A 23,784-nucleotide genomic window follows, 5' to 3' on the forward strand; every position below is an offset into this window, starting at 1 on the left:
TTGAGTTGTTTTGAAGCTTGATTAATTTAGGAGGATAACATGACTATTAGGGTTGCAAATCTACCTTTAGAATTTACAGAGCAAGATTTAGAAAATTTGTTTGCGGAATATGGAGATGTTCAAATTCAATCTTTGTCTGACGGTCAAGGAAAAGTAAACTTAGACAATCAAGAAACTGAGAATCGTGCTATTGCAAACCTGAATGGTAGAGAATTTAATGGCAATATACTTTCAGTCTCTGCTGATGAGGAAGATAGTAGAGGGTTAAAACCAGCAAGCCATGGAACTGGTAGTCCACCACCAAAACGTACTAGATAGGTCGTCGCAAGCGATCGCGTTTGTAGTAGCAATACTAAATGTTTTGTGAGAAAATACGTAGGAATTGTTTCTGCTGTTGATGTCAAATTTCATTCAGCCTTAGCGAATAGAATTAACCGATATACAGACAAAACCTTCCTGTGCAGGTTTTTTAGTAAAGTCCACGTAGGTGGTGAATCCAGTCCTGTAGGCGGGTTTCTCGCGCCCTGGCGACTGGCGAACCCGTATAGCCCTGCGGGCATAGCTTCGCAACGCGAAGCTTGTGCCTTGCACGTAGCGTCTCCGCTCCTGAGATAGGGTGAACCCGAAGGGACTTTGTTTTTATAGTTGCGAATTTTATTCGCTCTAGGAAGTGTAAGTTTCCTAGAAATGATTTAGGATTGCGTATAGTAGCGATGCATGAGAAGATAGCGCAACTACAAACCAAATATTTATTTCATCGACCGCTATTAAGTATAAAAAATATTTATGCAAATAAAAGATAAATTATCAATCTATAAATCAGTCGTTATTAAATTAGGAAGTGGGGATTTAATAAACGGATTTTCAAGAGTTACCTGCCAATTGTGGTCAGCAGGGTATTCTCTTCCACAACAATTTATTGGTAGCTTACCAGCAGCAGCACATTTAAGCGACCTCTATAGAAATTGGCAATTAATTTATCAAAATCTGTGCGGTCGTCAACATTTGCGTTCTTCAGATGATCCAGATGATGATGAACTAGAATTGGATGACGGTGGAGTTACAAATGTTTCTCAAGTCACTTTTGACGAGCTGTCTCAAAAAATGCAGCAAAGCATTGATGATTGGCTTGCATCTAAGGAGTTTCTGAACATTACCCAGCAACTGCGATCGCAACTTAATCCCAAAGAAGAAATCAGAGTCATTATTGAAACCAACGATGAAATATTACAGCGCATACCTTGGTGTCGTTGGAATTTTTTCAACGATTATCCTAAAGCAGAAATGGCTCTTTCCAGACCAGAGTATAAACGTTCGGAAATAGGAGAGTCACAATCGCTAAGAAAGAAAGTTAGAATCTTAGCTGTCATGGGTAACAGCAAAGATATCAACTTAGAAATAGAAACCCAATCTCTTGAGAACCTAACAGATGCAGAAGTTGTTGTTCTGAATAACCCCTCTCGTTCGCAATTCAATTCCCAGCTTTGGGACTCACAAGGTTGGGATATCTTGTTTTTTGCAGGTCACAGCCAAACGGAAGGTGAAACGGGCAGAATATACATTAATGAAAATCCAACAAACAACAGTTTAACAATTGAACAATTAGAAGAAGCACTGAAAACAGCCATTGAAAAGGGTTTACAACTAGCGGTCTTTAACTCCTGCGATGGTTTGGGATTGGCGTTAGCACTAGAAAAACTAAACATTCCTACAGCGATCGTCATGCGGGAACCCGTTCCCAATTCTGTAGCAGCAGAATTTTTTCAAAATTTTTTATACGGTTTTGCACTACAGCGACTACCCCTGTATCTTGCTGTTCAGCAAGCACGCCGAAAATTGCAAGGATTGGAAGATGACTTTCCCGGTGCTTCATGGTTGCCAGTGATTTGTCAAAACCCAGCCGTAGAACCACCTACGTGGTTGGAGTTGGGTGGAATATCGGTCTGTCCCTACCGAGGATTATTTGCTTTTAGCGAGGAGGATGCAGATCTATTCTTTGGAAGAGAGGAGTTTACAAAGGAATTACTAGCGTCGGTTAAAAGAAAGTCGTTAGTGGCTGTAGTTGGTTCTAGTGGAAGTGGGAAGTCGAGTACAGTTTTTGCTGGATTGGTTCCGCAGCTAAAAAAAGATACTTTGGTTGATTGGCAAGTCGTTTCCTTTCGTCCGGGAAACAATCCAATAGCAGCCTTGGCAACATCCCTTTCCTCTTTGAAACTCACCAGTCAAACCGGGAACTACCACCGAGCTGAGGAAGGAGGATTGCAGTTCCCCAACAAAGAACAATATCAATTGATAACAGGGATAGATATTATTCGCGATCGCCACTTACCGAGAAGCGATCGCAACACCCGTCGCTTAGTAGAACTGGAACTAGAAGTTGCACTCAGTCAGGATGGCAACGCTTTATACAAAATCATAGAAAAGTTGGTTCAGCAAAATCCCAAAAGTCGCTTGTTACTCATAGCCGATCAGTTTGAAGAACTCTACACTCTTTGCAGTGAGAAACAGCGCCAGTACTTCTTAGACTCATTATTGACAGCCGTGAGATTAGCTCCAGCATTTACTTTAGTAATGACTTTACGAGCTGACTTTTATGGATATGCTTTATCTTACCGCCCATTTAGCGATGCTTTACAGGGAAGAGTTTTGAACCTCGGACCCATGAGTTGTGAAGAATTGCGCGATTGTATTGAAAAACCAGCAGCCCAGATGCAAGTCAAACTGGAAAATGGCTTGACAAATAAACTCATTTCTAACGTAGAAGAACAACCAGGACGGTTACCATTGCTGGAGTTTGCCCTCACACAATTGTGGTCAAAACAAAACCAAGGATTGCTAACCCATCGAGGTTATGAAGAAATTGGCGGTGTAGAGCAAGCACTGACGAATCATGCTGAAACAGTCTATACCCAGTTAAGTGAGACAGATCGAGCCAGATCGCGGCAAGTGTTTGTGCAGTTAGTACGTTTGGGGGAAAATACAGAAGCCACTCGGAGGTTAGCCACTCGCGATGAAATCAATTCAGAGAACTGGGATTTAGTAACACATTTAGCGTCACACCGTTTAGTTGTTACAAACCGCAATGAGTTTACAGGGGAAGAAACGGTAGAAATTGTACACGAGGCGCTGATTAAGAATTGGGGACGCTTGGTAGATTGGCTGCAAAAAGACGGCGAATTTCGACACTGGCAAGAGCATCTGCGAACGATCGTCCGTCAGTGGGAAAGCAGTAGCAAAGACGAAGGCGGGCTGTTGCGAGGAAAGCCTTTAAATGATGCAGACTACTGGCACCAGCAACGTTATGAGGAACTGAGTTCTGCGGAAAAAGAATTTATTCGTCTTTCCTTAGAACAAAGGAAGCGAGAAATCAATTTGCAAAAACGCAGGCGACACATTGCTTTTTTGAGTCTTTCGAGCGGTTTAGGAATGGCAATGTGTCTCGCTGGAATTAGTTGGTGGAACTGGCAAAATTCTATAAAAAATGAAATAGAAGCCCTGAGCAAATCATCTCAAGCACTATTTGCTGCAAACAATGGCTTGGAGTCGCTCATCCAAGCAGTCAGGGCAGGGCAAAAACTGAAAACATCAGGCGTGGCATCTCCCGAAACTCAGATGCTGGTGAAATCAGCTTTGTGGAAAGCAGTGTATACAATGCCAGAGCGCAATCGCTTTTTGGGTCACACAGCCAATGTCTACGATGTCAAGTTCAGTCCCGATGGCAAAATACTTGCCTCTGGCAGTCAAGACAAAACTATTAAAATTTGGAGCCCCAATGGTGAGTTAGTCAAAACCATCACCGGGCATCAAGACAATGTCACAAGTATAACATTTAGCCCGGATGGCAAAACCCTTGCTTCTAGCAGTGATGACAAAACTATCAAAATTTGGAGTCGCGATGGTGAGTTACTTAAAACCATCACCGGGCATGGTGGTGGCGTCACAAGAGTGACATTCAGCCCGGATGGCAAAACCCTTGCTTCTAGCAGCGATGACAAAACTATCAAAATTTGGAGTCGCGATGGTCGTTTGCTAAAAACTCTTATTGGACATAATGATACTGTTACAAGTGTCGCATTCAGCCCAGATGGCAAAACCCTTGCTTCTAGCAGTAAGGACAAAACTATCAAAATTTGGAGCCGCGATGGTCGTTTGCTAAAAACTCTCATTGGACATAATGATGCTGTCACGTGCATTACTTTTAGCCCAGATGGCAAAATTCTTGCCTCTGGTGGTAAAAACAGCACGATTAAAATTTGGCATCTGGAGAATGGGAAATCCGAAACTTGGAACGGACATAAAAGTCTTGTCGCAAGTTTGAGTTTTAGCCCAGACGGCAAAACTCTTGTTTCTGCAAGCTGGGACAATGACATTAAGATTTGGAATCTAACTGGTAAAGTAGTTACCACTTTTTCTGGCTATACCCAAAGATTCTTTAGCGCCAGTTTTAGTCCCGATGGCAAGACCATTGTTAGCGCAAGTGGGGACAATACTATCAAAGTTTGGTGTGTGGAATGCCAGCAACCGCAAATCCTGAAAAAACATACAGGTGCGATCGCCAGTATCAGTGTCAATCGCGATAGTAGGATGTTTGCATCCGCTAGTGATGACAGCACGATCTTGCTCTGGAGTTCAAGCGGTCAGTTACTTCATACCCTTCGCGGTCATCATGATGTCGTTATAAGTGTTGTGTTTAGCCCTGACGGTCAAACTCTTGCCTCTGGAAGTAAAGACAAGACTGTCAAGCTTTGGAATCGGAACGGTCAGTTACTCCAAACTTTTGTAGGTCATAACGATGCGATTTCAAGTGTTAGTTTCAGCCCTGACAATCAAACCATTGCCTCTGGAAGTGCTGACAAAACTATCAAATTATGGAGTAAGAACGGTCAGTTACTTCAAACCCTTAATAACAATGGTGCGATTTCAAATATTGTTTTTCATCCGGATGGTGAGAGCATCGCTTTTGTCATAGATAATGAAATTAAACTTTGGAATCTCAAAACTCAAGAAATCAAAACTGTAGGTCACCACGAGTTACCAATTAGAAGTATCAATTTTAGTCCCAATGGGAAACTTTTGGCTTCGGGAAGTGATGACCTTACAGTCATACTTTGGAGCCTAGATGTTGAGAAACCCAAGATTTTTGGTAACCATCTCAGCCCTGTTAAAAGCCTGAGTTTCAGCGGCGATGGCAAAATTCTTGCTGCTGCAAATGCTTATACTATAACGATTTGGAGTGTAGATCGACAGCAAGAGCTTGCACAACTTGAGGCATTTGATGGTAGCTCGATCGTCAACAGTATTGGTTTTAGTGCTGACGGTAATATGATTATTTCTGGTGATAATAAACACCAAATCATTTTATGGAATTTAGACTTAAATAATTTATTGGAAGATGGTTGCAATTGGTTAAAAGACTATCTCAAAAATTCCAACAACAACCAACAACATCTATGTAGTAGTGGCACGTGAATCTGAAGAAGCTAGTACATGAAGGCAGAAGTCTGGAGGCAGATGGCAGAAGGCGCAAAAGTTTGAATGTAAGCTTTTTATCTGTTACTAATGGTTGCCTTATTTACGCCGAACTGTACTAGTGTAGCATCCCTCCTTACCTGAGCTATCCTATAAAATATGACCAATGGGTAGAGACTAGATTATCCAGTACAATTGTGTTCAGCAATTTTTGTGACTAGTTGAGAAAAAAGGCATGGACTCAGGGGACAAAAGCAAGAGCACACCTCGTTCTGCTTCTAGTCAGGGGCACAACGGTCGTGAGAATGAATTTCAAATTCAAATGCAGTTTCAAGAGCTACAAAACACGGTAGAGTCGCTCCAAACTAAACTGGCACAGTACCAGCACTCAGAGCAACAGGCATGGCAGCAAGCAAGAGTAGCCCAAGCAAGAGTGGCAGAATTAGAACAGATTAATGCAGCTTTGCACCAGCGCAATCGCATACTGGAAGCCACTACAAGGGCTGTAAATACAATCCTAACATTTGAGAACTTTGATGATGCAATCAATAGAGCTTTACAAATTATTGGTGAAAGTTTAGATTGCGATCGCGTTTGTCTTGGCGAACACTGTCATGACTTATCTGGCGAAACGCTGGGAGTTATTAGATATTTTTACGAGTGGACATCTCCCTACATTTTCTCGCAAATTCAATCAAATAGTGGTGCAGAAATTTCTTATGAAGGAATCGAAGCAGAATATCAACTATTGTGTCAGGGACAAGCATTTGGCGGACTAATCGACGAGTATTGCGAACCCTTCCGCAGCAAGCAAAAAGCACTTGGCGTGAAGTCAGGCTATGCCATCCCAATTATGATAGAGGGTAAATATTGGGGTATTGTTGGTTTTGATGACTGTCGTGAGGCAAAACATCGGAATTCGGCTGAAATGGCTGTATTAAAAATTGCAGCAGATTGTGCAGGGAGTGCGATCGAGCGCCAACGTACCCAGCAAGCCCTACTTCAAGCCGAACAAGAGCGATCGCAAGAATTGGAACGTCACAACATTGAACTTCAGCAAACGCTCAACCGACTGCAAACCCGCGAGCAACTTTTAGAAGCAACTGACCTCGATTTAGATCGTTCCCTCGGTCACGTTCTCCAAGTCACTAGCGAACACCTCGGCTCCACCTCTGCTGCACTCTGGCTCGCGAACCCTGACTCTGATACCTCTTCACTGCATTTGGTTTACCTCAATGGAAGCATTATTCCTGCTACCCCAGAAAATACCGATCGCCTTAGCGGACAGTGGATTCAAGGTCGAGAAGACTTATCCCGCGATCTGAATTGGAAAAGGCATCTCCACGAACGCGCTCCCGTCATTTACGATTTCGACACTTACCCCGACATTACCCCAGTCCAACGCCAATTTATAGAACGGTTAGGCATAAAAACCATGTTAGGCATACCCCTGCTGCTGGGAGCGGAAATCGTCGGTAGCTTTACTGTCCGCTTTAGCGAGAAGCGCGAGTTTGGGGCAGAAGATTTAGAACTGATTCAAGCGATCGCACACCAAGCAACGCTGACAATCCAATTAATGCGGCTAGCAGACGAAGCTAAACAAACCGCTCTTCTAGAAGAACGCAACCGCATGGCAGGTGAAATTCACGATACTCTTGCTCAAGCGTTTACGGGTATTTCGATTCAAGTTGGCATGGCACAAAAACTTATTGATTCGGACCCCACCGACACCCGGCAGATTCTCGAGCGCGTCCTTACCCTGGCGCAAACCGGACTTTCCGAAGCCCGTCGCTCCATCTGGGCACTGCATCCTACTGCCAACGAATACGCCGATATCGCTCATAAACTGCCACGGTGCATCGAGCAACTGGCTGAAGGGATACCGATTCAAGTCGAAGTGTCGGTTGCGGGAACGCCGTGTTTGGTACCTGCGATCGTCGGTCAAAATCTGTTGCGAATCACCCAAGAAGCAGTTAACAACATAGTTCAACACGCCCAAGCTACCCAATTACGAGTCAAGCTCACCTATAAACCCACGACGCTCGTTCTAAGGATTTGGGATAATGGAAGCGGCTTTGAGCCAAACGTTGAAAACGGCGGCTTTGGTTTAATAAGTATGGCACAACGAGCATCACGCCTAAACGGGCAATTGATAATTTGTAGCTATCCAGGGCAAGGAACTGAAATTCAAGTGCAAGTCCCGCTACAATGAAAGCGCTTCTGCTTGATAAAATGGCTAAGTCCAAGTGGCAGGAACGATTCGACCGAAATTTATGTTCATTGAAGTAAAAAGTTTTGGTAGAAGCGATGGCTGATTTGATTCGCGTTCTTGTAGTTGACGATCATGCAGTTGTACGAAACGGACTCGTTTTAATGGTACAACACGAGCTTGGGATGATCCCGATTGCAGAAGCCAGCAATGGAGAAGAAGCAATCACGCTGTTTCATCAACACCAGCCTGATGTGACCCTAATGGATCTGCGGATGCCGGATATCACAGGTGTTGAAGCCATCACCACAATTCGGCAAAAGTGTCCTGAAGCGCGAATTATTATTCTAACTACCTATGATGGTGATGAAAACATCTACCGAGGATTACACGCTGGAGCCAAAGGATACATTTTGAAAGATGCGCCCCTCGATGAGATTACTAAGGCAATTCGAGCAGTTCACGCAGGTAAAAAATATATTCCACCGGAAATTGGGGCAAAACTTACAGATCGCATCAACGGAGCGCAACTGAGCGATCGCGAGTGCGAAGTTTTACGCTTGATTGCTAAAGGCAGATGCAATCGAGAAATTGGTGAGATATTGAATGTTACTGAAGGCACAGTCAAAATGCACGTAAATCATATTCTCACCAAATTGCGGGCAAGCGATCGGACTCAAGCAGTTGTGATAGCTCTCAAGCGCGGCATTATTCGCATGTGAATCTAAGTAGTCGGTAATACCTTAACTTTAGATTGGTTTGGCATTGGTCGATCGTTCAGCTCGAAAAGTAAACTATCGATAGGCGAAAAAAGAATTAAGTTTTTTTATAATTTATAGTTGTTACAGCAAAGAGTTACAAACAGCCACTCGCCCTTCTGGGAAACTCGGCTTTCCAGACAATTGCAACTGCAATCTCATCAAGCATGGCTCTAAAAACTGGAACTTCAACCTTCACTGCTGCGACAATTTCCTGTTTGCTGAGGTATCCTGATGAGTCGAGTTTCTATGAGCCAAATTCCTGATTCTGGTAAACTCAAGCAACCGATTGGCGATCGCGATCGCGTTCAAGGAGCGACTCAAGCGGCGATTGTCTCCGTCAAGTATGGCAACTATCAGTGTCCGCACTGCTACAAAGCTAACCGCTTGATACCACAACTTCAGCAGCGTCTGGAAAACGATCTCTGTTATGTCTTTCGTCATTTTCCGATTCCATCTCTGCATCCCCAATCACAACGGGCAGCAGAGGCGGCAGAAGTAACAGGCGAACAAGGCAAGTTCTGGGAAATGCACCATATCCTATTTGAGCATCAGCATGCACTTGATGATGGTTTCTTAGTTGAGTATGCACTGAACTTGGGTTTGAATATGCCTCGCTTCCTTTGGAGCTTTTCTGAAAGAGTTTACAGCAATCGTGTCCGAGCTGATTTTCTCAGTGGGATGGAATATGGAGTGACACGAAAGCCAACATTCTTTCTAAATGGGTTGCGGCTCAAAGATAACTGGCATTTGGACACACTGTTATATGAGATTGAGAACGTCAAGCGTTCAAATTCATAAAATACATTGAACTGATAAATTTCTTATGGATGCTCTAAATTCTTCTCAACCCCTTTCCGATGGCACTGAGCAAAACTCTTATCAACCTATGGATTCTTCAGTTGTAGTGACACAAAACGCTGAAGGGACTACTCTTTCTCCCCCCACGTCTTTAACAGTCGCTGCTCCTCCTGTATTGCCACCTGTTACCAAACCCACCCGCAAACCGATTCGCAAGTTGCTGTTGCTGGGCGTGCTCGGTATTGGTGGTGTTGTGGCTGCCATCTATGGTTATCGCTGGTGGCAATTTGCCAGTACTCATCAAGACACTGATGATGCTTACATCACGGCGGATATTCATCCTGTCAATGCTCGTATCAATGGCACTGTCACTGAAGTGGCAGTTCAAGATAATCAATCTGTCAAAGTTGGGACAGTCCTAGTCAAGCTCGATCCTGATGACTACCAAGTAGCACTCCTACAGGCAAAAGCTGCCCTGGATGTTGCCAAGCAGCAAGCTGATGTTGCTCAAGCAAATATAAACGTCGCTTCCACTAATGCTCAGGGACAAACCACCCAAGCACAGGGTAATATTGACGCCGCTACAGCCAGCATTTCTACGGCACAAGCATCGTTAAGTGAGGCGCAAGAAGGTGTTCCCGCAGCACAAGCACAATTAGCTCAAGTAGAGGCAAATCTTGCTAAAGCTAAGCTGGATTACGATCGCTACAATCAACTATCTAACGCCGGAGCCATTCCTCGTTCTGAGTTTGATGCTGCCAAAGCGGCTTACGATGCTCTAATAGCACAACGAAGTGCTACACAAGAACAAGTGAAGCAAGCACAGGCGCGAGTCGCACAGGCACGGGAAAATTTGAAAAATGCTGAAGCCAAACTTGCATCGACCAAAGGGACATTACAGGAGGCAAATTCTGTTAAACAACAAACTATCGTAAATAAACGGCAATACCAAGCAGCCCTAGCAGCAGTCGAACAGGCGCAAACCCAGGTAAAAAATGCTCAGTTACAGTTATCCTACACGGCAATTGTTGCTCCAAGTGCGGGAATGGTAGGGAATAAAACAGTAGAGGTAGGGCAGCGCGTTCAGCCCGGACAAACGTTAATGTCGTTAGTGACAGAGCAACCCTGGGTGGTAGCAAACTTCAAAGAAACGCAATTGGCTAAAATGCATCCCGGTCAAAAGGTTGAGATCGAAATCGACTCGTTCCCCGATCGCACTTTCATTGGCAAAGTTGACAGCCTCTCTCCAGCATCAGGGGCACGATTCGCACTTTTACCACCTGATAACGCTACCGGTAACTTCACCAAAGTTGTACAGCGAATTCCAGTGAAGATTGTATTCGATCCACAAAGTATTAAGGACTATCAAACACGAATTTCACCGGGGATGTCGGTGGTAGCTACCGTGGAAACCCCTTGAGAATTCAAAATCAAGCTACTCGCTTAGAGTTAATTGGTGTCTCGGGAGCGATCGCTTTTGCCGTGTTTGTTACCTTGCCGATCGCGATCGCATTCAATGCGGTTTAGGCACGATGGGCATGGAGATTGCGACGCGATTATTGGGATTAGTGCTAGCAGCACTAGGAGTACAGTTTATGCTGAATGGTTTGGCCAATGCAACCATCGGTCTTATGAATCTAGAGGTCGCTCGATAAACGCTCGCTCAACTTATTTCTTCCAGAGGTAAATGCCCATGGCAACCGTAACTCACACTCCCCCAACCCAACCTGATGTCTCGCTCAAAGACTGGATTGGTGTATCAGCAACGTTGTTGGGTGCGTTCATGGCTGTGTTGGATATTCAAATTACCAATGCTTCCCTGAATGATATCACTGGAGCACTGGGAGCATCACTGGATGAAGGAGCCTGGATTTCCACAGCTTATCTGGTTGCAGAAATTGTCGTCATTCCGCTTACAGGCTGGCTCTCTCAAGTCTTTTCGGTGAAGAGGTATCTACTGGTCAATACAGCTCTGTTTATTGGCTTTTCTATCTGTTGTGCCTTCGCCTCTAGTTTACCACAAATGATTCTGTTTCGCGCTGGCCAAGGTTTTACAGGTGGAGTGCTCATTCCGATGGCATTCACGGTAATTCTGATGACTTTGCCACCTGCCAAGCAACCTGTTGGGTTGGCGATGTTTGGTTTATCAGCTACCTTGGCTCCTTCCCTCGGTCCTACTGTTGGCGGATGGCTCACCGATAGCTATGGGTGGGAGTACATTTTTTATCTCAATGTCCTACCGGGAATTTTGCTTCTTACTGGCGTTTGGTATGCTTTGCCCCAGCGTCCAATGCAGTTGAATCTAATTAAGAAAGGCGATTGGTTTGGCATTGTGACAATGGCAATCGGGCTTTCTTCCCTGGAATTTTTTCTCGAAGAAGGTAACCGTAAAGACTGGTTTGGCTCAGAAGAAATTCAGCGAGCAGCAATGGTGGCTGGAATTGTGTTGCCCGTCTTTATCGTTTGGCAGTTTGTCAAAAAACAGCCGTTGTTGAACCTACGCCTGTTGATACGCCGTAACTTTCTGATTGCCATTCTTACGACAATGGGTTTAGGGGTAGGGCTGTATGGTTCGACTTTTATTCTACCTTTGTATCTGACTCAAATTCAAGGCTATAACGCCATGGAGATCGGTCAAACCATTATGTGGGCAGGGATACCGCAGTTGTTTATTACGCCGTTTGTACCCAAGTTAATGCAGCGATTTGATTTACGCCTATTGGTGGCGATCGGCTTTACCATGTTCGGAGTCAGTTGCTTCATGAATACCACAATGAGTCATGACACGGGAATGCCACAGCTTATCTCAGCCCAAATTATTCGAGCATTGGGGCAACCGTTGGTGATGACCCCCCTCTCCAGCTTTGCCACCGTAGGGATTGAACCAAAACACATTGGGTCAGCCTCAGCTATATATAATATGTCGCGGAATTTAGGCGGTTCATTTGGTATTGCTACGTTAGCAACGCTGCAATCAATACGAGAACGGTTTCATTCCAATCGCCTAGTAGATGACATTTCGCTATCAAATCCCATCACGCGCGATCGCCTTGACCAGATGATCCAAATGTTTTTACAACACACTAGCGATCCGACCCAAGCACAGAATCAAGCATTTGCACTTATGGATCGAATAGTACGTCGCGAAGCGAATGTCATGGCATTTAATGACTGCTTTTTCTTTATAGGATGCGTGTTGTTATTGAGTGCATTTCTAGTGTTGTTTTTTAAGAAAATCAAACCTGTGGAGGGTGGAGCCGTACATTAAATATTGTTTGGAGGAACCGAAAATGTTAGCTTATCTGAGATCTTCCCTATGCCAATCGGGGTTTTACCCCAATATATGTAATTTAGTTTTTGTCAACATATATTACAGCAAATTTCAACCTGGTAAGGTACAAAAATTACCCCCCTCTGTCCCCCCTTACCAAGCTATCCATTACCCGCATCTTTCTTAACAATCGCAAAACTCGGATGAAGAAAGGGTTTGAGGAGAAATACGGACTCTAGGGGTTGACAAAAATCAAATGATGTAGAGTAGGGGAGATGGAAGTGGTGGTCTGATGGCGGATGTGGATAGCCATGCTTGTTAAAGATCACTCGAGTGGCGAGGGAAAAATTTGTGGAAGGAATTGCGACAGAGAACCTTTCAGGGGCAGTGGATAAGCAAAGGAAAAGTCTACAATGGTGAAAATGTAAGGAGAATAAGTTCTAAAAATATTCGACAACAAATACTTGAGTAAAAAGAAGTTAGTGAGGTGCGAAAGTCATTTTTAGATGGGGTTTGCAGCAGGTTGTATGAGTACGGCAATCATCGCCAGAACACTACTGTTTCAAAAACGATAAAACAGGTATCAGATTCAATCTGTTGCAGAGCGGCGCGAGGGGGCTAAGCCGCCCCCTCAGGACTCCCCGGCGTGCCAGTTTCAAATGACCATACAAAAACTACTACTGATGCCTCAAAGGGTACAAATGGTCATCTTCAACTGGCTGAATCAAAAATCATGAATTCTGCGAGATTGGCAAAACTTGTGGAATTTTGTTGTTGATAGCACTTCAGGTGTTAGCCTGAAGTGCTGAAAGAAGCTAGTAGATGCAGCATCGCTTTGCTCTGTTCATTGGAGAATACTTGCTCGTGACCAACATAGAGTGAGCGAATGTTCAAGGGTTTAAGACCCAAATGGCACGCAAGGGAAAAGCACACCGCAGATGGAAGAATCAGAAAAATGGGATGAAGTTTGAAGTCCGTTAACAGTTGCCACCCGGATTTTTGGCATTTCTTCAACTGTATTGATAGCAGGGATAAACAGAAGATAGATGCCCTCTGTTCTCTGCCTGCTACCGTCAAAAATCTTAATTGTTAAGTAGCACAATGGTTTTTCAGTAATTTCCAGGTAGCAGCAATATCATGTAATCTTTTTAAACCACGCCAAATTGTCTTTAAACCCGGTTCTCCGTCACGAGTTCGTCCTAAAAAACCTCCCAGTTTAGCAATCATTCTCACAGCTTCATTAAGAGAGGGTGGTGTTTGTGGAGGATGAGGATTTTGCGAAATAGTCACACATAATGATTGCCATTCATGGGTTTCTAAAACTGTATCGCACGGAGTCTGTGGGTGCATTCGCGCTTCATAAGTTAACCAGAGTAAACGCCATGCCACAATTGAATAAGTTGCTAGTGCCATGTGGATGCGACGCCCAGTTTCTAACTGTAATTTTTCGATTCCACAGCCACTCTTTAATGCATAGTGGTAGCGTTCAATTAACCATCGATACGTATACCAACGCACACACCGGGCCGCATCTTCTAAACTCTTAATCTCAAGACTCGTTAATAATAACCAACTAATGGGACTAACGCCTTCTGGAGGATTCTCTTCTCTGGCTAAAATCACTTGTAACTTCACAGGATTTAGCTGCTTTCTTCTGATATGATTCGATGGCACTGCTATGTCCAATGTGGCAAATCGAATAGTGAGATGGGCGATTCTCCAATGCTGTTGTGGTGAGCGGTTCACCTCCACCTTCAGCTCCCCACGTGCAGGTGTTGCATTGATGGCTTCATGTAAATACTTGGCATTGTGGTCTACTTTTCGGTTGTGAGTTCCACGAATCAATAAATGAAAATTTTGGGCTCGTTCTTGATTGAATAAATCAAATATGTCTGCCTCTGAATCCGCTACCGTCACCACAATTTTCTCTGGGGGAATTAACTGATGTATAGCTTGTTCTGTATCTAACCAACGTTGACTTTCTTTTTCTGCTGTTTCTCTTTGATGCCGTTTTTTAGATATGCCTAAATTTTCCAGTTCTCTAGTCCACACATGTTGATGAATAATTCCTAATGGCACTCCATCTATTGAAGCCACCAAACTGGAGTGGACTTTTAATCCAAAACTTGTTGCACAGTCCAGATATCCCAAACCTGTCGTTTGAGGATGGTGTGTTAAATCGATATTCGTTGTATCTTGAATTGCCAGTAGGATTTGATGTGATTCTATTCTTTTAATTGTACTCGTTTGATGCGCTTGCCGAATATCATCTGGCTGGAAATAGGGCGACTTCCAAAAATCATACGCGGCTGTTGTTGCTGCTATATCTCCACACGCTTGTGGTACACTTTCTCCGGGTTGAGAAGCTAAATCTTCCACCATTTTTCTCAATCGTTTTTCCCGTCTTCTATCTCCCAAATCCAGACTCTCGAGTTCCTTTTCTGCCCACTGATACATTGACACTTACCTCTTGTTTTCAAGCACTCGCCAATATCCTCTTTCTACATGGTGATCTAACAGACACCGGGCGTCGAGACAAACCAAAGCGCAGAGTCTCGCCCCCAAGCGGTTTATACCGCCAATTTCTCTTGCGTTGACAACGCTTGTTGAGGTTCGATCCTCATCTGTGATCTCACAGCCTCAGACTGTCCCCTAGTCTCCGCATCTGTTGCTTCATTCACCGTTACTGCTGAGCGTCTGAATGATTTTTTCCATCATAATTATACTATCTGCACAGATCTTCAACTCCCATTGGACACCCTCTGTGTCACAATCGCTGTTGAAACTGTTGCGCCAGTCTTGGGCTAGCTCGAAGTGCAGTCTTTTCAATTTCTTGACGACATTCAAGCTCAGTGCTCAAAATCTGGCAGAATTCATGATTTTTGATTCAGCCAGTTGAAGATGACCATTTGTACCCTTTGAGGCATCAGTAGTAGTTTTTGTATGGTCATTTGAAACTGGCACGCCGGGGAGTCCTGAGGGGGCGGCTTAGCCCCCTCGCGCCGCTCTGCAACAGATTGAATCTGATACCTGTTTTATCGTTTTTGAAACAGTAGTGTTCTGGCGATGATTGCCGTACTCATACAACCTGCTGCAAACCCCATCTAAAAATGACTTTCGCACCTCACTAACTTCTTTTTACTCAAGTATTTGTTGTCGAATATTTTTAGAACTTATTCTCCTTACATTTTCACCATTGTAGACTTTTCCTTTGCTTATCCACTGCCCCTGAAAGGTTCTCTGTCGCAATTCCTTCCACAAATTTTTCCCTCGCCACTCGAGTGATCTTTAACAAGCATGGCTATCCACATCCGCCATCAGACCACCACTTCCATCTCCCCTACTCTACATCATTTGATTTTTGTCAACCCCTAGAGTCCGTATTTCTCCTCAAACCCTTTCTTCATCCGAGTTTTGCGATTGTTAAGAAAGATGCGGGTAATGGATAGCCTTACCAAGGGGGGATGAAAGGGGGGTGTACCTCATGAGACTGAGAAAGGCTATAGTGGATCGGCGCTCTAGACTTGTTACATTCCTTAAAGAACTTCCAATTAAAAAATCATCCCATGGTAAGGGCGCAAGGCCTTACGCCCTTACACGTTAATTTCTGATTTGGGATAATTTATTTTTTGGTGTTCCCTTCTTAACTTGTGACAAATGCTTCAGGGTTAACGACCATTATCACATTTTCCTTTTTTTGAACTGTTTCCCGAGCAACCGCCTCTTGTGTTTTCAGTATTTTGACTGACTAATTCTTGTTGGTCTGTAGGCGACTTTTCTGAATTTTTCTCAGGACTGGAATTAGACATTTTACACTCTCCTTAAAAAATTTGATATCACTTTACAAAATTTTGATTCAACATTTATTCTCTTTTTTATCTTCTGGAGAGCAAGTGGATTCAGGGTTTGTATTGGGAAATTTGTCGATTTTTACTTTGTTCTTAAGGTTTTTATTTTCTTGAGAATTTGAATTAGACATGATAGTTACATTCTCCTTATAAAAATGAAGTTCGCGATCGCATATGTTTGATAAGCTATAAAAAGCCTATTTGATTCTAGAAATACAAGTAGAATAAGATTTGCCTGGTAAAAGACTTATTGAGCGGGTATTGCTCACCCTACAGTATTTAAAATTGTTCGTGAATGATTGAGAATCTCTATATTACGGTTAGTTACATTTACCATCTTGTGAAGCATCAGATGAGCAACCTCCCTTCATGACACGAGTTAGCGATGCTAGCGCAGTATTGGAAAATTTGGGCAACTTTACATTTGAGTGAACTGATAAAAATCGAAGTGTTTTCATGTTGTACTCTTATCCTTATATAAACAGCAAGAGAGTATGCATCTATGCACTAAAAAATATGAGTGCTGGTTCTAATACCTGTGTGCTTTTGCAATCTCGTGGTTGAGACTCACTGATTTTCTACAATAAGTAGAAAATGTTTTCCGGAAACAGAAGGATTGTGATTCCTCTCTATTTTCTTATTAGGGAGTTGTTCAATCAGCTTATGCACTTGTAGAAATATAATACTCATGTAATACACAGAAACGTCTGATTTCCCTTCTTCCTTGTATTACACGCTAACCCTCGGATTCTTTCCCCAACCATTACATGGGTTATGTTTTAGTCGATCCACAACTCTTTTGTTTCCTTTCACCCTTTCAATCCGGAGCGAACGTACAGTAATATCATCCCAATGCTGAGAATCTTTAAGAGATAGCTATCCTGTCAAAATAATACTAAATATTTTTAGCCGCCCTATTAAATAAAAATTTTGTTAACAAGATTAGCGTAGCTCTGCCGCAGGCAGAGCTACGCTTAACGCTCACTTACCAACGACTTTTGACCACACCCGCAGTATTGGGTGCAGCATTGCCGCTAGTTTTTTATCCTCTTCAAAACCAATGTGTGTTAACAGAACTTAGCAAAATAGATTTATGAGCGAATGTACAGATAAGAATACACTCGCTCATACTGGCGATTATTGTTGGGTAAATAGCAGATAACGAGATGGGGATGGATATGGCAGTACCAAACCTTTATCGGTTAACTGATATTCTTTTACCTTCTCTAGCGCTGTAAGAAATTTTACCTCTTGCTCGCCAACTTCTCCCGAGCACAACTTAAAAGTGTTAGACGTATTGCTGAGTTTAATTTTGCCAGAAGTTTTATCTTTGGATTCAAGTGTGTATTCCCCACCGTATGAGTTACAGCCAGTACTACCACTAAAAGAGCCATCTTTAAATTTAATCGTAATATCGGAATTAGATACTTGAGTTGGTCCTAAACCTGATTTAAGTTTCCAAACAGAACCTTCTAGAGTGGTTGCGTAAGAAGGACTTGGAAACACTAAGCACAAACTAAATATAACTAGGATTAAAGCAAGACCACGTTTGATGTAATTCAAAAATTTCACGTTTTTTCTTCCTAACAAATGTATCTTACTGATTGAACAATTTCAGATTACTAAATCATGTGATTTTGATACTGTTAGCTAATTATTTCTTAAGAATTAACTTAAAATAAGTTCATCTAATTTTGGTATAAAGAAAGCTTGACAATGAAAACAAAATAAGTGTTGAAACCGGGATATAAGTCTTACTTAGAGACTTCCAGAAAATATACAAATAGTAGAAATGATAATCATATATTAAAATACATAATGCTGTAGATTATGAGAAGATACGCGATAAGCAAAGCTTGCTCGCTACGCGCGATCGCATGTCAATTTACAACTGCAGCTAATTTGCAATAAAAAAATCGGGGATCTGGGTAATTAGAATGTAGTAAGCTAAGACGCACTTAAATTTTAAAACCAACACCCTCACAGCAAGGTTTTCAAGCTAAAAAAAGTACAATTTAGATGCGCGACAGCTTAGCATTGCCAGTCCTACACCTATAGCTAAAGAAGGCAAAGAATATTATGGGTAGAGGTATGTACGCTAAAATTCCCACGATCTTCCTTTTCCCCAGTGATTACTTTAACCCGAAAGCAGTAGATGAAGCTTTCTTGGAACAAGCAAAATCTTTGCAAAATGCAGGATTTGAAACTGCTGTCATTTCCTTAGAATCGCTCTCGACCACTTCACCAAAGAGCGCTCCCAAACTTTCTCATGGTTCAGATGTAGTTTATAGAGGCTGGATGCTTTCGCCATCTGATTATAATTTGCTAGTAAATATTATAAATAACACGGGTGCTTGCGCTTTTACCTCATTATCAGAATATTTAGCCGCACATTATCTTCCCAACTGGTATCCTCAAATTAAAGATTTGACTCCAGAAACCAAGTTTTACTCTATGGATGACGATCTAGAAAGTGAGTTACAAGTATTAGGTTGGGAACGATTTTTCATCAAAGATTATGTTAAATCTTTAAAAACTTCAATCGGCTCAATTATTGAGCGACCCTCAGATATTAAAACAGTTGTGCAAGAAATGCAAAAGTTTCGAGGAACAATTGAGGGTGGTCTTTGTGTGCGAAGAGTTGAAGATTTTGTAGAAGATTCTGAAAGGCGTTATTTTGTTATACACGGTCAGCCGTTTGCTGCTCGTGAAGACGAGAACGTTCCACCAATTGTATATGAGTGTGCGAAAAAAATTCAAAGTAAGTTTTTCTCAGTGGATGTCGTGGAGCGTACTGATGGAGTACAGCGAATTGTTGAAATTGGAGATGGGCAAGTATCAGACCTTATTGGATGGTCTGCTGAACGTTTTGCATTCGGTTGGTCAAGCAACGGCTAACACATCTATGGTTAGATAAACATATAGCAATCCTAAATGAAATATAAGAATAAGAGTGAAGACTGCTAAGGGCTAATAGCTAATGGTCAAAAAGCAATTAGCGATTAGCCATTAGCAATTAGCAATCCAAATTTTTTATAAATGATTTAGGATTAATATAGTAGTATTGTAAACTGTGTTTGGCAGCATCTACCTGTTGATGTAAGATCATGACAGTCAATGAAAATAAAGAAGCGTTTATTCCCTACCGTCGCACTGATATTATTGAACTTTGCCTGCAAGATGGTCAGTTAGATGCTGCTGATGTTGAAAAGTTTAAAGATTTCTGCCAAATTTTATCTGCATACTACCACTTTCGCTTTCATAAAACCTTAGAAATTATCAAAGATAACTACGTACCTTTCAATCCTAGTGCAGATGTTCAGTCATTGACTCAACCTAGTTTCGATCGGTATGACGCGATGGAATCAAAAGTAGTTGAGGCATTTCATTACATTTTAGAAAGAGCTAATTACATCCCTTTACCTGAATCCATCGTACAACAAGCATTAGATAAGAAATCTTTAATCGATTTGAAAACTCAAGTTGATTTTGCAGATTTTGAGCGCTTTTATTGCTATTATCAAGGCGATACCAGCAATAAAATTTTTCTCAAAAAGTTCTTCTTTTGGCAGCGAGAAAAAAATATTGAGACTTTTGAACGAATTGTTTTACTGATTAAGTTTAAAGAAATGGCTTATTTTCGCAAAAAGAAACTTAAGGTAGAGGAGTTAAGCTTTACACCTGGTAAAATGTATGTTTACTTCTACAAAAATATTCCAAAACTAGATATTGACTTGCTCTTTCCTAATGTTGTCACTAGTATGACTTGGAAGGATCGCTTGCTATTTGGCATTCCTGCTATTGGAGCAGCAATTCCCTTGCTTTTAAAAGCATTACCAAATCTATTGTTACTTGTTGCCGCTATTTTACTGATTTTCAATGCAACTTCTTTACTGGAAGCATTGGGTTTGGTTGTAGAACAGTATAAAAGCCAAACTGTTATGCCCATTCTGTTGGCAGCACTATCGTTAGCGATCGCTCTAGGTGGTTTTGCGTTTCAGCAATACAATAATTACAAAAATAAAAAGATTAAATTTCAAAAAGATGTAACTGATACACTCTTTTTTAAAAATTTAGCAACTAATATAAGTGTTTTTCAAATGTTGTTGGATATTGCTGAGGAGCAGGAGTGTAAGGAAATTATTTTGGTTTACTATCATCTTTTGACTAGTCCCACTCCTCTAACGCCACAACAGCTAGACTCTCGCATTGAAAGATGGATGGAGAGAAAGGCAGGTATTGAAATCAACTTTGATATCCACGGTCCTTTAAATAATTTAGAAGAAATTCGTGGCAAAATTTTGGGAAATAGTAAGGAAATTGATAATTTGTCTGAGATACCTATGCTCACTTATGATAACCAGGGATTTTGCCACGTTCTTTCTTTAGATGAAGCTAAAGCTGTTATTGATTATGTTTGGGACAATGCTTTTCAATATAATGGAATTGCCTTATCATAGGTTGAGTTAATTGTTGGGTTTCACTCCGTTTTACTCAACCTACAGTATCTTACTCTGTTACTGAAATAGCAATTGGAGGTCGTAACTGAGAGCAAACTGCTAAAACTTGATGTATTTCATCTGTTAGAAATTCTTTGAAGACATATTCATCTACGCTGAAATGACTATCGAGTGCATTGAAAGTTTGCTGCGAGAGAATATAATCGAACCTGGGTGCCCATTTTCTAGCTCCAATTCTTGCAGTTATGGAACAATTATCAACCATAAAAGCAATTCCCTTATGGTGCATATAAGGATTGAGAGAATCGACTGCTTCAATAATGGACTCGTTAGCGATTTCAGAGTAGGAATGTCCTTTTTCTTTTAATAAGTTCACTTGAGCCATCATTGTTGCAATGTAAATTCCTGCTGTCACAGGATGAATGGGGATGCGATTGGAGTTTCGATTCGCACGGATTTGAATACCTGTTTGCCACATGGATGTACCGTCAATTTTGCTCAAAGGGTAATTTTTGTGACGGTTACTTGCTGCAATTGCACTCCGAATTTCGTTTCCGGAAGTGACTTCATCATAAATTTCTCGTAGGATTTCCATAACAGGGTGATAGGCTGCTAAATAAGCTTTCTTAAAGGTTTCTCGATCTGTCTTCTCTAATGATTCATAAACAGCAACAATTCCGTGCTGAGATATAATTTTAGAAATTGGTCCTGTAATAGATTCTACTGAATAAACATAAGCTTCTTCAGGAGAATAAGCATGGCTCATAAACCATCGGTATAAACTTTCTACGATCCCGTGAATCGCCCCCAGTAAAATTCCTCTTTCTCCAAAAATATCGGATTTATACTCTGATTCCAGTGTGGTATGAAAAATGGTAGGCGAACCAATTGCTATTGCCCATCCAAGAGCATAATCTGTTGCTTTTCCATTGAGATCCCGAGCGATGGCAAAGCTTGAATTAATACCTGCGCCATTAATTTCTTTACCTTGCTCGTAAAGCCGTCTGACAGAAGGTCCCATACCTTTAGGACAAACAGCGATAACATTAATATTGCTAGGAAAATACTCACCAATATTTTTCAAATAACCTAATAAAAACCCATGAGATAAGCCTAACGTACTTCCCGGACGCATTGCCTCAAAAATTCGCTCTTTATTTTCAGCCTGTGCAGCATCAGAAATGAGAAGAATGGATAAATCCGACTCAGAAATGACTTCGTACATTTCCCCCAACGTCCCATTTTCTCTGCTAAATCCAGAGACTTCTGCTAATGCAATAGAAGCAGAATTCTCCCGCAGACCAACTTTAACCTTAATACTAGTGCTTGCTAAAGAATCTCGTAAATTCTGGGCTTGGGCGGGACCTTGAGATGACTAACCAATAACTCCAATTTGTCGAATTCCTTCAAATGCTTTAGGCAAAAGAGGAAAAAGATGCCTTCCTCCCCGAACAATATATTCTTCCGTGTTCGATAAAACAATCTTCTCTTTTTCAAAAATTTTTGTACTAAAATCTAAACTCATACGTTGTTCTTCCTCATACAATTTTGGATTGAGAAAACTCGATTTGGAATTAATGCCTTACATTTATTCTTATCCGCGTTCATTGGCTATTGAGTGAGGTTCAAAATTAACCACGGATGAAAAATAACTGTTAGTTTTTAACATACGGGTTATTTTTTTCACTGTCCAACACATTTTTCCCAGGCAATTAACACTTAAAAAGTTCAAATCGGATTATGGAACTGAGACATTTACGCTACTTTATTGTCATTGCAGAGGAACTGCATTTTGGTCGAGCTGCGGAACGACTGCACATGACTCAGCAACCTCTCAGCCAACAAATCCGTCAACTAGAGGCAGAGATAGGCGTGCTTTTGTTCCACCGTACTAAACGTCGAGTACAGTTAACCGAAGCAGGAAAAGCATTTTTGGAGGAAGCACGTCAGATATTGCATAAAGCATCGCAAGCGGTAGAGATGGCAAGGCAAGTTGCTCGCGGAGAAAACGGCAGACTGACAGTAGGATTCTCTGGGTTTGCCACTTACAGTCTTTTGCCCAAAGTTCTGAGGATATTCCGAGAGCGCTTTCCACTGGTGGAACTGGAATTAGAAGAAATGACATCTAGCGCTCAAGTGCAAGCTTTGCAACATCGCCAAATTCACCTGGGTTTGATGATTCCACCTGTACCCGATGCAGGATTAGTTCAAGAATCAATCCTGAGCGAGCCATTGGTAGTTATTTTGCCAGAAACTCATCCACTTGCCACTCAACCGGAGTTAAGATTATCAGCACTTGCTCAGGAGCCCTTTATTTTGGTCTCCCGTCATCTCGAACCGGGCTATTACGATTTATGCATCAGTTTATTTCAACAAGCTGGTTTTAGCCCTAAAGTTGTTCAAAAGGCAAGCCAGAAGCAGACAATTCTCAGTCTTGTCTCCGCCGATATGGGTGTTTCCCTTGCACCTGCTTCCATTCGTAACATTCACAGGAATGGAGTAGTATACACAACTCTCAATCCTTTGAATGTGGAGGTAGAATTAGTGGCTGTTTGGCGACAGGATGAAACTTCTACTGTCTTACAGACCTTTGTTCGCGTTATTCGAGAAATCATCGAGCAAATGCGATCGCATAAGTACTTGATGTGATTTATAGCACTAAAGCTGTAACTGTAATCTTTTGTAAAGAGTAGTTGCTTGTTATCTCAATTATTGATATCTACTCAAATTTTCCAACAAAGATAACGCTCCATCTAACTCCTGTAAAACAAGAGCACCGCTTTTAGTAAATTTTGAAAAGTTCAGTATTTTCTGGGATCTCATACCGTGAAGTAGGATATATGCTAGCAGCCAAAACCTAACTGCTAGTTACTTTACACAGTTAGTAATATGCACGTTTAACAACCCGATTTCTCGAAATAGAAATTGGGTTTCTTGACATCGTACAGCTAATATCAATTTTGCTCTC

16 protein-coding genes and 1 pseudogene are annotated in these 23,784 nt (G+C 41.9%); 11 read left to right on the forward strand and 6 right to left on the reverse strand.

Annotation, left to right across the window (positions count from 1 at the left end; translation table 11 throughout):
• The first annotated feature begins 39 nt into the window (after positions 1-39).
• From HC643_RS01520 to HC643_RS01555, 8 genes are all read left to right on the forward strand, one after another.
• A complete protein-coding gene (locus HC643_RS01520) occupies positions 40-318 on the forward strand; it encodes an RNA recognition motif domain-containing protein (RefSeq protein ID WP_038082007.1) in 279 nt (92 codons plus the stop codon).
• 468 nt (positions 319-786) lie between these two features.
• A complete protein-coding gene (locus HC643_RS01525) occupies positions 787-5,469 on the forward strand; it encodes an nSTAND1 domain-containing NTPase (RefSeq protein ID WP_237265805.1) in 4,683 nt (1,560 codons plus the stop codon).
• Positions 5,470-5,704: 235 nt separating this feature from the next.
• Positions 5,705-7,681, forward strand: coding sequence for a sensor histidine kinase (locus HC643_RS01530; protein ID WP_050045123.1), 1,977 nt, complete (start codon positions 5,705-5,707; stop codon positions 7,679-7,681).
• A 95-nt stretch (positions 7,682-7,776) separates the two neighbouring features.
• Positions 7,777-8,400, forward strand: a complete 624-nt coding sequence (locus HC643_RS01535) for a response regulator (RefSeq protein ID WP_038073804.1) — start codon at positions 7,777-7,779, stop codon at positions 8,398-8,400.
• A 270-nt stretch (positions 8,401-8,670) separates the two neighbouring features.
• On the forward strand, positions 8,671-9,237 hold the full coding sequence (locus HC643_RS01540; RefSeq protein WP_237265806.1) for a DsbA family protein: 567 nt from the start codon (positions 8,671-8,673) through the stop codon (positions 9,235-9,237).
• Positions 9,238-9,262: 25 nt separating this feature from the next.
• Positions 9,263-10,657 (forward strand): HlyD family secretion protein, encoded by a 1,395-nt coding sequence (locus HC643_RS01545; protein ID WP_038073809.1) that lies wholly within the window; start codon positions 9,263-9,265, stop codon positions 10,655-10,657.
• Between the two features lie 118 nt (positions 10,658-10,775).
• Positions 10,776-10,892 (forward strand): hypothetical protein, encoded by a 117-nt coding sequence (locus HC643_RS01550; RefSeq protein WP_162002327.1) that lies wholly within the window; start codon positions 10,776-10,778, stop codon positions 10,890-10,892.
• Between the two features lie 38 nt (positions 10,893-10,930).
• On the forward strand, positions 10,931-12,505 hold the full coding sequence (locus tag HC643_RS01555) for an MDR family MFS transporter (RefSeq protein WP_237265807.1): 1,575 nt from the start codon (positions 10,931-10,933) through the stop codon (positions 12,503-12,505).
• Positions 12,506-13,597: 1,092 nt separating this feature from the next.
• Here the strand turns inward: HC643_RS01555 and HC643_RS01560 are convergent.
• The 3 genes from HC643_RS01560 to HC643_RS01570 form a co-directional block, all read right to left on the reverse strand.
• Positions 13,598-14,965: an IS4 family transposase gene (locus HC643_RS01560; RefSeq protein ID WP_038082873.1), complete on the reverse strand. Its 1,368-nt coding sequence runs from the start codon at positions 14,963-14,965 to the stop codon at positions 13,598-13,600.
• A 1,211-nt stretch (positions 14,966-16,176) separates the two neighbouring features.
• Positions 16,177-16,317, reverse strand: coding sequence for a hypothetical protein (locus HC643_RS01565; RefSeq protein WP_153021609.1), 141 nt, complete (start codon positions 16,315-16,317; stop codon positions 16,177-16,179).
• A gap of 1,176 nt (positions 16,318-17,493) precedes the next feature.
• On the reverse strand, positions 17,494-17,928 hold the full coding sequence (locus HC643_RS01570) for an META domain-containing protein (RefSeq protein ID WP_167844599.1): 435 nt from the start codon (positions 17,926-17,928) through the stop codon (positions 17,494-17,496).
• Positions 17,929-18,447: 519 nt separating this feature from the next.
• On the opposite strand from HC643_RS01570, the gene HC643_RS01575 reads away from it, so the two are divergent.
• A complete protein-coding gene (locus HC643_RS01575) occupies positions 18,448-19,254 on the forward strand; it encodes an ATP-grasp domain-containing protein (protein WP_038082875.1) in 807 nt (268 codons plus the stop codon).
• A gap of 209 nt (positions 19,255-19,463) precedes the next feature.
• On the forward strand, positions 19,464-20,816 hold the full coding sequence (locus HC643_RS01580; RefSeq protein WP_038082876.1) for a TMEM143 family protein: 1,353 nt from the start codon (positions 19,464-19,466) through the stop codon (positions 20,814-20,816).
• 49 nt (positions 20,817-20,865) lie between these two features.
• Here HC643_RS01580 and HC643_RS41940 read toward each other — a convergent pair whose 3' ends face one another.
• The 3 genes and pseudogenes from HC643_RS41940 to HC643_RS41115 form a co-directional block, all read right to left on the reverse strand.
• Complete coding sequence (locus HC643_RS41940; protein ID WP_272900259.1) at positions 20,866-21,294, reverse strand: hypothetical protein; 429 nt, start codon at positions 21,292-21,294, stop codon at positions 20,866-20,868.
• Positions 21,271-22,176: pseudogene (locus tag HC643_RS41945) on the reverse strand (ketol-acid reductoisomerase); the annotation flags it as partial. The pseudogene HC643_RS41945 and the gene HC643_RS41940, both read right to left, overlap by 24 nt.
• A gap of 15 nt (positions 22,177-22,191) precedes the next feature.
• Positions 22,192-22,341 carry a hypothetical protein gene (locus HC643_RS41115; RefSeq protein WP_237265808.1) on the reverse strand — a complete coding sequence of 50 codons (150 nt, stop codon included), beginning with the start codon at positions 22,339-22,341 and terminating at the stop codon, positions 22,192-22,194.
• Between the two features lie 215 nt (positions 22,342-22,556).
• Here HC643_RS41115 and HC643_RS01590 point away from each other — a divergent pair, with 215 nt between their 5' ends.
• Positions 22,557-23,465, forward strand: coding sequence for a LysR family transcriptional regulator (locus HC643_RS01590; protein ID WP_038082877.1), 909 nt, complete (start codon positions 22,557-22,559; stop codon positions 23,463-23,465).
• Positions 23,466-23,784 lie beyond the last annotated feature (319 nt).

It is taken from the genome of Tolypothrix bouteillei VB521301 (assembly GCF_000760695.4).
GTDB lineage: Bacteria > Cyanobacteriota > Cyanobacteriia > Cyanobacteriales > Nostocaceae > Scytonema > Scytonema bouteillei_A.

Coding starts and splice junctions, on each gene's coding strand:
- HC643_RS01520 (WP_038082007.1), top strand. CDS start 40: ATGACTATTAGGGTTGCAAATCTACCTTTAGAATTTACAGAGCAAGAT.
- HC643_RS01525 (WP_237265805.1), top strand. CDS start 787: ATGCAAATAAAAGATAAATTATCAATCTATAAATCAGTCGTTATTAAA.
- HC643_RS01530 (WP_050045123.1), top strand. CDS start 5,705: ATGGACTCAGGGGACAAAAGCAAGAGCACACCTCGTTCTGCTTCTAGT.
- HC643_RS01535 (WP_038073804.1), top strand. CDS start 7,777: ATGGCTGATTTGATTCGCGTTCTTGTAGTTGACGATCATGCAGTTGTA.
- HC643_RS01540 (WP_237265806.1), top strand. CDS start 8,671: ATGAGTCGAGTTTCTATGAGCCAAATTCCTGATTCTGGTAAACTCAAG.
- HC643_RS01545 (WP_038073809.1), top strand. CDS start 9,263: ATGGATGCTCTAAATTCTTCTCAACCCCTTTCCGATGGCACTGAGCAA.
- HC643_RS01550 (WP_162002327.1), top strand. CDS start 10,776: ATGGAGATTGCGACGCGATTATTGGGATTAGTGCTAGCAGCACTAGGA.
- HC643_RS01555 (WP_237265807.1), top strand. CDS start 10,931: ATGGCAACCGTAACTCACACTCCCCCAACCCAACCTGATGTCTCGCTC.
- HC643_RS01560 (WP_038082873.1), bottom strand. CDS start 14,965: ATGTATCAGTGGGCAGAAAAGGAACTCGAGAGTCTGGATTTGGGAGAT.
- HC643_RS01565 (WP_153021609.1), bottom strand. CDS start 16,317: ATGTCTAATTCCAGTCCTGAGAAAAATTCAGAAAAGTCGCCTACAGAC.
- HC643_RS01575 (WP_038082875.1), top strand. CDS start 18,448: ATGTACGCTAAAATTCCCACGATCTTCCTTTTCCCCAGTGATTACTTT.
- HC643_RS01580 (WP_038082876.1), top strand. CDS start 19,464: ATGACAGTCAATGAAAATAAAGAAGCGTTTATTCCCTACCGTCGCACT.
- HC643_RS41940 (WP_272900259.1), bottom strand. CDS start 21,294: ATGTGGCAAACAGGTATTCAAATCCGTGCGAATCGAAACTCCAATCGC.
- HC643_RS41115 (WP_237265808.1), bottom strand. CDS start 22,341: ATGAGTTTAGATTTTAGTACAAAAATTTTTGAAAAAGAGAAGATTGTT.
- HC643_RS01590 (WP_038082877.1), top strand. CDS start 22,557: ATGGAACTGAGACATTTACGCTACTTTATTGTCATTGCAGAGGAACTG.